The organism is Acinetobacter lactucae (genome assembly GCF_001605885.1).
In the GTDB taxonomy this organism is placed as follows: Bacteria; Pseudomonadota; Gammaproteobacteria; order Pseudomonadales; family Moraxellaceae; genus Acinetobacter; species Acinetobacter lactucae.
Map to the genome: position 1 here is coordinate 17,945 of NZ_LRPE01000018.1, position 9,183 is coordinate 27,127.

Sequence of the window (9,183 nt, forward strand, 5' to 3'; positions counted from 1 at the left end):
AAAGTAATTCTTATCCCAAGTTCCCAATAAAAAAGCCGCTTATGCGGCTTTTTTATTGGGAACTATTATTCTACTCGAATCCAGATTTGATTACGTCCCAAAGCTGAAACTCCGAGATAACCACGCATATGTAAACGTTTGCCCGTTGAACTAAGCTTTGCCTTAAGACCGTAAACTTTGCCAGTATTCGGATCTAAAATTTTACCGCCCGTATAGTTCAGTCCATCTGTCTGTTTTAAACCAGTTGCGATATCCAGACCTAAAATCGGTTTATTGGTATATGGCGCAGGGCAATTATCACAAATTTCTTTAGGCGTATAACCTGGGCGTGGCGTAAGTTTGACAATCTTCCCAGCATATGTCCCGTTCGCTTCTTTTCGTATTTCTACCTGTGCTTTGGGAGCACCTGTCTTATCATCAATTGTTTGCCAGAGACCTGTAATATCTGCCGCAAAGGTAGCAGTATTCATCCCCAATAAGAGCAAGGCTCCAATAAAAATTTTCCCCATAATTAAAAATCCTTTTAACTTTGAAAGGTCATCTTATTTGGAATTGATAGACCGTTCAATGTTTATTTAATCAACTTCTTAATTATGGAGTTCCAAAAGACAACATTAATGTTGGTAACCAAATTGCAGTAAATACACCATTCAATGCCATACCAAATGCAGCGTAACGACCTGCAACAGGTCCACGTTGCCAAGCTTGAGCTGTTCCGATCGCATGTGCAGCTAAGCCTAATGCTAAACCGGATGCTCTCTCATCATGAATATGTTTAAGTAAAAATGGTGAAAAAGCTGCTCCAATAACCCCAGATAAAATAACAATAAGGGTCACCAGTGTTTCAGGAGCATGCAATAAAGTTGCGATATTTAAGGCGATAGGGGTAGTTACTGCACGGGTCGCAAATGCAAGAATGGTAGGTTCCGACATATGTAACAAGTATGCCAGCCCCATAGGTAGGGCAACGGCGCTAATACTTGCAAAAAGTAAAATACCAATGACCGATTTAATTGGAAGATCATCATAGCGCATCGCAGCTAAAGGAATGGCTAAGGCTACGGTGACATAACCTAATAGATGACCAAATAAGTCATTCACATAAAGGCGATACTGCTCATATGGCACATGTAGAATTGAAAGTAAGCCAATTACAATGAACATACCGAAGACTAAAAGAGGAACTTGCGGAAAACGTCGGTTTAAAGGCTTTGCACAAAGATAACCAATTAATGTGATCAAAAATCCATAGAAAATCGTAAACATTTTATTCCCCTTATAACCAACGTTTTGCCATTTTTGCATAGACCCACAAAGGTATAAGGGTGCTGACCACTAAAACGAAAAGAAATAATGGAATTTCCTTCCCCATATGTACCAACATAATTAATGAGCCTGCACAGATGGGTAAAAAAGCGAAACCACTTTCTTTCATGATTTTATTATTGGTATCAACTATTCGAAGTGGAATTTTTTTAAACTTTCGCCAAATCAGTAAAATAATAAGTAAGCTGATTAAACCGACCAGATTACCTAATTCTGGATGACCAAAAGTACGCATGACGACAACAGAGCCTTCACGAAAACCAATAATGAGCAGTAGTGTGATTATCCATGCTGTCCAGTCTATACTTTTGATCTTATCCATATTTTTTATCTCTAAAAGTTTACTTATCAAGTTTTAACTGATCTCGCCCTTGATTTCAAATTCTTCCAAGGGGCGTTTAAATTGACTCGCGTGTTCTCCCAATATCTCATCTAAGGGGAGTTTTGCTTGGCGAATCAGTTTTTCTAGCTTATGTGGTGCAATCTTCACATCAATATGTAATAAGCCAGCATCATCATAATGTTCAGACTCAATCACATTTAAGGCATAAAGCTGAGTGCGCAATTTGCCATAAGCTGGTTTAAGCACGAGTGAAAACTTTTGAATTTGCCCCATTAAGCATTCTTGTACTGCTTTTTGAAGTAAATCTAGGCCTTGGCCAGAATGAGCCGAAACATAAACTCGATCTGGGACGTGTGGCTCAGCATAAATAATTTTGGCTTCTTCACCACTTAGATCGATTTTGTTATATACCCGAAGTACGGGAGCATCAGCACCAATTTCTTTTAATACACCTTCAACTGCTTCAATTTGGTCGAGCATGTCATGGCTATTACTATCAATAACATGCAGTAAAAGGGTAGCTTCAAGTGTTTCTTCAAGTGTTGCTTTGAATGATTCAACCAAATCATGCTGTAAGTTTCGTACAAAGCCTACTGTATCTGCTAGCACAACAGTGCCGATACCATCCCAGTCTAAACGGCGTAAGGTTGGATCGAGGGTTGCAAACAGTTGATCTGCTGCGTAGACATCACTATTTGCTAAAATATTAAATAAAGTCGATTTGCCCGCGTTGGTATAACCTACTAATGAAACCGTTGGAATAGCTGCTTTTTGTCTTGCAGCACGCCCTTGCATACGAGTCTGATGTACTTTGTCTAATTTATCTTTTAATTGGGTAATACGAACACGAATGAGACGGCGATCTGTCTCTAATTGTGTTTCACCGGGACCACGTAATCCGATACCACCTTTTTGCTGTTCAAAGTCGGCAGACCAACCACGAATAAGACGAGTAGATAAATGTTTAAGCTGAGCAAGTTCGACCTGTAACTTACCCTCATGCGTGCGGGCACGCAGCGCAAAAATATCTAAAATTAAGCCTGTACGGTCTATAACTCGGCATTTTAATATTCTTTCTAAATTTCGTTCTTGAGCAGGGGATAATGCATGGTCAAAAATAACTAGGCTCGCTTCTAGTTCCTGCACTTGCTCTGCAATTTCTTCGACTTTTCCTGAACCAATAAAAAATTTAGGGTTAGGCTTATTACGCTGAACCTTAATATGTTCAAGGATATCTGCACCCGCAGACTGTGCAAGTAGAGCAAACTCTTCGGCATCCAGATCATCTAATAATTGTACAGAAACACTCACTAAAATTGTGCGTTCACCGCCTTGATGCCGATCAACATATTCCACGTGGCTATAAATCCTGAAAATGGGAAAACTTTATTCTAGAGGAAACTTAAGCAAAAGGGGAAAGCGTTTGTTCTTATCCTTTAGATTAGTGATATGAAGTCAATATAATGTTCAGATTTATTTTATTTGCCGTGTTCTAACGTCAATGCAAGTTTATTCTGAAACGTATAGAATGACTTGAGATGGGTATAACAAAGATTAATCGTTAGTGAAATTTTATGGCTCAAACGCAAAGTATAGTTAATTCAACGTTAAAGAAGTTATCAAAAATAGGTTTATACGGAAAAAAGGTCACTTCTGCCACGGCCGCAATTAGTGAAGGTTTTTATCTAGTTTATCGACATGGGCTTTATAAAGATCCTAATAATCCTGTTAATACACGTTATGTCCAATATTTTTGCCGCCGTTTATGTCAGGTTTTCAATTTAGATATAGAAGTACATGGCACAATTCCGAGAGAACCAGCTTTATGGGTAAGTAACCATATTTCTTGGTTAGATGTTGCGGTTTTAGGTTCAGGTGCGCGAGTTTTCTTTCTTGCTAAAGCTGAAATTGAAAATTGGCCTATTCTCGGAAACTTAGCCAAAAGTGGTGGAACTTTATTTATTAAACGTGGATCTGGCGATTCCGTCAGAATTCGTGAGCAAATTACTGAATTTTTAAAACAGAATATTCCAGTATTATTTTTCCCTGAAGCGACGACTACAGATGGGCACTCTGTTAAAAAAGTTCATGGACGATTACTGGGTGCAGCGATTGAAGCACAACGTCCGGTACAAGTATGTTTGATTTGCTATGTAAACCGCGATGGAGAGCTAGATAAAGTTGCGCCATTTATTGGTGACATGACTTTTGCCGAACATATTCAACGTGTACTTGAAATGCCGAAGGTAACCGCTCATTTGTTAACTTTGCCTCCAATTTCAGTGGAAGGACATGATGTCAAAAGTCTAACGCGTGAAGTTCAAGAAAAAATGGTAGAAGGTTTGGCCCAACTACATCAAAAAGTACTTAAGCCAAAAAATTAATTACATAAATCCTTCGATTGGCAGCCATGAAAGAAACTTCATGCTTGCTTTTTGCCACCACTTCATCTCTGGTTCCTGTCTATAAATTACAGGACCATTTGGAGTTTCTTGCTGCCAATAAATACGGTTGTTAGCATCGAGCTTTAACTTATATGCATACTTATTTAAATTTTCATCCATCGTATGGTGAATGGTTTTAGCTAATGCGGGGCTATCTAAAATTACACCAATTTCAGTATTTAAATAAGCTGAGCGTGGATCAAAGTTAAATGAACCAATAAAAACTTGTTCATCCAATGCCATAAGTTTGGTATGCAAACTTGAACGGCTTAATCCTTTCATATTTACTTTAGCTTTAGTGGCAAGCTCATCCGTATTTTTATTTAAATCTCTTTTATCGGGTGTCGGTAAAAACTCATAAAGTTGTACGCCGTTTTTAAGCAGCTCTTTACGGTATTTTCCATAAAAGGCATGTACGACAGCGACGTCATTCGCTTTAAAAGAGTTCGTTAAAACTCGAACCTCAACACCGTCTTTAGCAAGCGTACTTAAAATCTTAGCACCTTGTTTTTCAGGAATAAAATAGGCTGAGATTAAGTCAACGTTACTTTCTGGCTTTTCCAGGTGATTAATTAACTGAAAATTTAAGTGCTCTTCTTTTTTAGCTTTTGATTTGATTTTATCAGGTGAGTCTTTAACGACTTCCGCTTTTACCCAATCAAATCGAATATTGTGATTTAACCATTGATCAAATGCATGAGATTTTGAGGTTAAATTTAGAAAGTTTTGAACCGTAGCTTGCTGGTAATGCGCTTCAAGTTGTTCTTTTAAGCCTTCATAGCGTAAACGGTGCTGCTCAGGACTTACGATACTTTGAACTGAATATGCATATTCATGATTCCAGTAGTCATCGAACGAATTGACGATATCATCAACAGCAGCGCCGACTAACATTACATCGACATCAGAAAATTGATAGCTATCGCTGACATTGTAATATTGATTGGTCATGTTGCGCCCGCCAATAAGGGCAACTTCATTGTCGGCAATAAAACTTTTATTGTGCATACGACGATTGATACGTTTTAAATCCAGCACCATATCCATTGCACGGTATTTGCGGAAACGGTATGGATTAAAAAGTTTAACTTCAATATTTTTATGCTGAGAAAGGGCCAGTAAAATCCCTTCCATTTTTTTTGCATTATTATCATCAATAAGAAGTCGGACTTTTACACCTCGATCAGCTGCACGAATAATTGCGTGCAAGGCTAAAGCTCCAACTTTGTCATTGTCCCAAATGTAATATTGTAAATCTAAAGTCTTTTCAGCTTTATCAATTAATCTGAGTCGGGCTGCTAGAGCCTCCAACGGATCATTTAAAACATGGAAACCCGTTAACTTAGGATTCTGCTGACGTAAAGGTGTAATAATTTTGGCAAGTGAAGTCTCAGAGGTATCAATATCTTTTGCATATTGTACTGGCTCAACACCATGCTTTGGCAGAGTGCTACATCCTGTCAAACCCACAGCGAAACTTGAACATAGGACTATAGAGGCTTTTATCAAAAAGCCTTTAGCTTGTTGATTCGTTTGAAGCTGTTTGGAAGGAAAGGATTGTGCCATAATCAGTACATACGATAAGGTGAGCTAGAGTATAATTCGTGCATATTGAAAGATAAATATTGAATTTGATTACTAGCAATCAATACAAGATAAGTCGAGAGTCGTAATGTGGAATCCAAATTCAATCATTTTTTGTTTTTATTTTATTTTTTCAATACTTGCTTTATGGGGAATTTCTGAGGCTTGGATTCATCAATCGCGAACCGAGACGATTCATCCATTTAAAGCTTTTGTGCATCTACTCGCATTTTATCTCTCTTATCTACTTATCCCTCTCTGGTTTTTTAATTTATACGCCGCTTGGATTGGTTACTACTCAATTCATCAAGGCATTTTCATCTTTTTCTTGAGTGGTGTGCTAATTTACGCCCGATTTATCGAGCCTCATCTAGTCCGTGTCGATACTCATCAATATCGCTTAAACCCAGACCGTAGTTTTGATAAGCCAGTAAAAGTAGCACTAATTGCAGATTTACATATTGGTTTATTTTCAGGACATGAACGTCAGCTCAAAACTATAGTTAGAAAATTAAATGAGCAGCAACCTGATTTAGTTGTAGTCGCGGGTGATTGGACATATGAACCTGAAGATAGATTAATTGAAGAGTTAAGTGTTTTAAAAGAAATTCAGGCGCCTGTATATTCGGTTCCAGGAAATCATGATGAGCAATATCCTGGACCGCCGATTCAACAACTATTAAAAGATGCACTGTTTTATAATGAAGTAATTGATATCGAAGGAAAGATTGTTGATTTTGAGGAATTTCGTTTGATTGGTATTGGTGATCTCTGGGCAGGAAAAACCGATATGCGTTCTATGCCAGATTTACCGCAAGACAAGCCTTGGTTAATTTTGTCTCATAATCCAGATACCGTTGATATGGTACCTAAATTACCGAGTCGACCATTAATGTTATCTGGGCATACTCATGGAGGGCAGGTGGAGCTTCCATGGGTGACTAATTATATTATGAAAAAAGTATCAATTTTAGGTCATAAGCGTGGATTTTACTCTCACGAGCATGCGGATGTCTTTGTAACCGTAGGCACAGGAATGGTTGGAATCCCTTTACGGTTTAGAGTACCGCCAACCATTGATATTATTGAGCTAGTTTAAAATAAAAAAGCCAATCACAAAGGATTGGCTTTTTTTATGAACTAAATTTACTTATGGAATAACGACAATGGCAACACGTCGGTTAATTGCACGATTTTCATTGGTTGTATTTGGCACATAAGGCTGTGTTGAACCACGACCAATCACATAAATATTTTCTTTTTTAAATCCACGAGCTAAGAAAAGGTTTGCCACACTTTGTGCGCGCTCTTCAGATAGCTTTTGGTTATAAGTAGCATCACCAACATCATCAGTGTGACCCACAATTTTCAATTTATTGAGGTCATATTTATTGAGTTGACTAGCTAGACGCACTAATTCAGCTTCATGACTTTGTTTTAACTCTGCATTATTAAAGTCAAATAACAAACGTTCTGGTAAACCTAAAGTCCATCCCTCATCAGTAAGAACAAAACCTTCTTTTTTGAGCAATTTTACTTGACGATATTTTAATGGACCAAAACTCAGGCACCCTGCAAGAGTAATGCATATCAATGCAATAAAGGAGAGTTTTAAATATCTTGTATTCATAGATTAGCCTAAATTTAATTTTCAGGTTTATAGATAAACCAGTGTTCATCCGAATTTTTAGCTTTATACATTGCTTGATCTGCTTGCATAATGAAATCTTCGGGGCTAGATGCATATTGTGATAAAGCAATACCTACACTAAAACTGAAGTAAATCGTTTGACCATTCAGATGCAAAGGTTCCTTACAGCTTTCGAGTAAATTTTCAGCAATAGATATTAAATGATCAGCATGACTAATGGAATGCAAAATGACAGCAAATTCATCGCCACCTAACCGCGCAATAAAATCTTGATGACGTAAACGAGTTTGCAGGCGATTCGCCATTTCCTTTAAAACTTCATCTCCTGCTAAATGACCAAATTGGTCATTAATCGATTTGAAGTTATTGTTATCTATAAATAATAAGGCAGACTTATTATCGAAACCTTTATCCTCAAACATGTCTAAAAGGATTTGGTAAAAATAATGTCTATTAGGCAATAAGGTGAGTTGGTCGTGATGAGCCTGAAAGGATAATTTGCGATTTTCCTTTTGTAACTGATTGTCCCATATCTGAATTTCTTCAAGTAACTCGTTAAAAACGGTATTCAAATCTTGAAATTCTTTAATTCGATTATAAGGAAAACGAAGATTATAAGCTTTTTGTTCACTTACAATTTGAGCAATATTAGTAAGCGGATAAATAGCCTGCATAATTTGACGATACGTTAAGTTTACTGACCACCACAAAGCACAAACAATAAATAACATTGCAATCGCAAGCCCCACCATAATCATTTTGAGGAACTGCAATATTTTTTCAGAACTACCAAAAAGTGTAAGTTCACCTACATTTTGTTCATGATGATAAATTTTAAGATGAACAGGCTCATTTAAAAATAAGTGATCAAACCAACCTTCCAAAATTGAAGTCTGACTTGATAATTTAAAACTTTGGGCAATTAAATGATGTTCTGAATCATAAATATGAATAGTACGAATTGAATGGTCATTCGTATATTCATTCAAAATTTGCTCAATCGTAATTTTGTCATTAAATACAACTGCGGGCTGAATACGCTCTAGTAGCGTATGGCTAAGCAATTGCAAATTTTGTTTGGCGTAAGTTTCCATTGTAAAAACAGAAATCGATACAAACGTAAAAGAGCAGATAAAAAAAGTAATTGCAAAAATAGTAAATTGAGATTTTCTAAATAATGCATGCAATGAAGTGGACTGATACAACTTTGATATCATTATCCTTACTCCGCATTCTTAGCCAAGAGCAATACTCTCGGATCAATATGAACTTTGGAGTGACTTAAAGCATCTAAGTTAACTTTAAAAGTAGTGTAATTATTTTGAGTATATAAACAAAAGATACTTCCTATTTCGCAATCTGAATTATTAATGCTTAGAGACAGTAAAGAACGATAAGGATAGCTCTGAATAAGGCTTTGCTGTTGTTGTGGAGAGGTCGTAGAAAAATAGACAGCCTGACAATGGGACCGGGCAAAATCTTTCGCGTTTACAGTTTGAACACGATAATTATAAGACATTTGCTGGATATATGATTGAAAGGTAGATGTAATAGAGGGGTTATCAATCACACAAAGAGTAGGAGTATTTACATTCTCCCACTTACTGTAGCTTAAAATAGATAAAGTAAGCACATAGAAGTTATGTTTTGAATTGGCATAACAAGGCCCACTCGTAGCAAACACTACAAGTATGCAAACAAATACTTTTTTAGCGAACTGCCACATGGTGAGTTAATGCCAAACTATTGCACGAATAATCTATTCTACATGAAGTTGATAACTTAAAAAAAGTTTAATATCTCATCTAAAATTGACTAAAAAGCCTAAAAAGTAT

10 protein-coding genes are annotated in these 9,183 nt (G+C 36.8%); 2 read left to right on the forward strand and 8 right to left on the reverse strand.

The window, feature by feature from the left end:
* Nucleotides 1-65: 65 nt before the first annotated feature.
* The 4 genes from AWW73_RS09075 to hflX form a co-directional block, all read right to left on the reverse strand.
* Nucleotides 66-509, reverse strand: a complete 444-nt coding sequence (locus AWW73_RS09075; RefSeq protein ID WP_057106796.1) for a DUF2147 domain-containing protein — start codon at nt 507-509, stop codon at nt 66-68.
* Between the two features lie 82 nt (nt 510-591).
* Nucleotides 592-1,266: an LrgB family protein gene (locus tag AWW73_RS09080; protein WP_031949380.1), complete on the reverse strand. Its 675-nt coding sequence runs from the start codon at nt 1,264-1,266 to the stop codon at nt 592-594.
* A gap of 10 nt (nt 1,267-1,276) precedes the next feature.
* Nucleotides 1,277-1,648 carry a hypothetical protein gene (locus tag AWW73_RS09085; RefSeq protein ID WP_016143514.1) on the reverse strand — a complete coding sequence of 124 codons (372 nt, stop codon included), beginning with the start codon at nt 1,646-1,648 and terminating at the stop codon, nt 1,277-1,279.
* A 33-nt stretch (nt 1,649-1,681) separates the two neighbouring features.
* Nucleotides 1,682-3,025, reverse strand: coding sequence for a ribosome rescue GTPase HflX (gene hflX / locus AWW73_RS09090; protein ID WP_031949376.1), 1,344 nt, complete (start codon nt 3,023-3,025; stop codon nt 1,682-1,684).
* A gap of 218 nt (nt 3,026-3,243) precedes the next feature.
* Here hflX and AWW73_RS09095 point away from each other — a divergent pair, with 218 nt between their 5' ends.
* On the forward strand, nt 3,244-4,053 hold the full coding sequence (locus AWW73_RS09095; protein ID WP_057106798.1) for a lysophospholipid acyltransferase family protein: 810 nt from the start codon (nt 3,244-3,246) through the stop codon (nt 4,051-4,053).
* Here the strand turns inward: AWW73_RS09095 and AWW73_RS09100 are convergent, their stop codons facing one another.
* A complete protein-coding gene (locus AWW73_RS09100; protein WP_062849463.1) occupies nt 4,054-5,679 on the reverse strand; it encodes a phospholipase D family protein in 1,626 nt (541 codons plus the stop codon).
* A 106-nt stretch (nt 5,680-5,785) separates the two neighbouring features.
* On the opposite strand from AWW73_RS09100, the gene AWW73_RS09105 reads away from it, so the two are divergent.
* Nucleotides 5,786-6,796 (forward strand): metallophosphoesterase, encoded by a 1,011-nt coding sequence (locus tag AWW73_RS09105; protein ID WP_016143510.1) that lies wholly within the window; start codon nt 5,786-5,788, stop codon nt 6,794-6,796.
* Between the two features lie 51 nt (nt 6,797-6,847).
* On the opposite strand, the gene yfiB is transcribed toward AWW73_RS09105, so the two are convergent.
* From yfiB to yfiR, 3 genes are read right to left on the reverse strand one after another with little or no spacing between them, the layout of a single operon-like run.
* Complete coding sequence (gene yfiB, locus AWW73_RS09110; protein WP_031949374.1) at nt 6,848-7,327, reverse strand: outer membrane lipoprotein YfiB; 480 nt, start codon at nt 7,325-7,327, stop codon at nt 6,848-6,850.
* A 14-nt stretch (nt 7,328-7,341) separates the two neighbouring features.
* Nucleotides 7,342-8,565, reverse strand: a complete 1,224-nt coding sequence (gene dgcN, locus AWW73_RS09115; RefSeq protein WP_016143508.1) for a diguanylate cyclase DgcN/YfiN — start codon at nt 8,563-8,565, stop codon at nt 7,342-7,344.
* Nucleotides 8,566-8,570: 5 nt separating this feature from the next.
* Nucleotides 8,571-9,074 carry a regulatory sequestration protein YfiR gene (yfiR, locus tag AWW73_RS18565; RefSeq protein WP_016143507.1) on the reverse strand — a complete coding sequence of 168 codons (504 nt, stop codon included), beginning with the start codon at nt 9,072-9,074 and terminating at the stop codon, nt 8,571-8,573.
* Nucleotides 9,075-9,183: the final 109 nt, after the last annotated feature.

Coding starts and splice junctions, on each gene's coding strand:
- AWW73_RS09095 (WP_057106798.1), top strand. CDS start 3,244: ATGGCTCAAACGCAAAGTATAGTTAATTCAACGTTAAAGAAGTTATCA.
- AWW73_RS09085 (WP_016143514.1), bottom strand. CDS start 1,648: ATGGATAAGATCAAAAGTATAGACTGGACAGCATGGATAATCACACTA.
- yfiR (WP_016143507.1), bottom strand. CDS start 9,074: ATGTGGCAGTTCGCTAAAAAAGTATTTGTTTGCATACTTGTAGTGTTT.
- AWW73_RS09080 (WP_031949380.1), bottom strand. CDS start 1,266: ATGTTTACGATTTTCTATGGATTTTTGATCACATTAATTGGTTATCTT.
- AWW73_RS09105 (WP_016143510.1), top strand. CDS start 5,786: ATGTGGAATCCAAATTCAATCATTTTTTGTTTTTATTTTATTTTTTCA.
- AWW73_RS09075 (WP_057106796.1), bottom strand. CDS start 509: ATGGGGAAAATTTTTATTGGAGCCTTGCTCTTATTGGGGATGAATACT.
- dgcN (WP_016143508.1), bottom strand. CDS start 8,565: ATGATATCAAAGTTGTATCAGTCCACTTCATTGCATGCATTATTTAGA.
- yfiB (WP_031949374.1), bottom strand. CDS start 7,327: ATGAATACAAGATATTTAAAACTCTCCTTTATTGCATTGATATGCATT.
- AWW73_RS09100 (WP_062849463.1), bottom strand. CDS start 5,679: ATGGCACAATCCTTTCCTTCCAAACAGCTTCAAACGAATCAACAAGCT.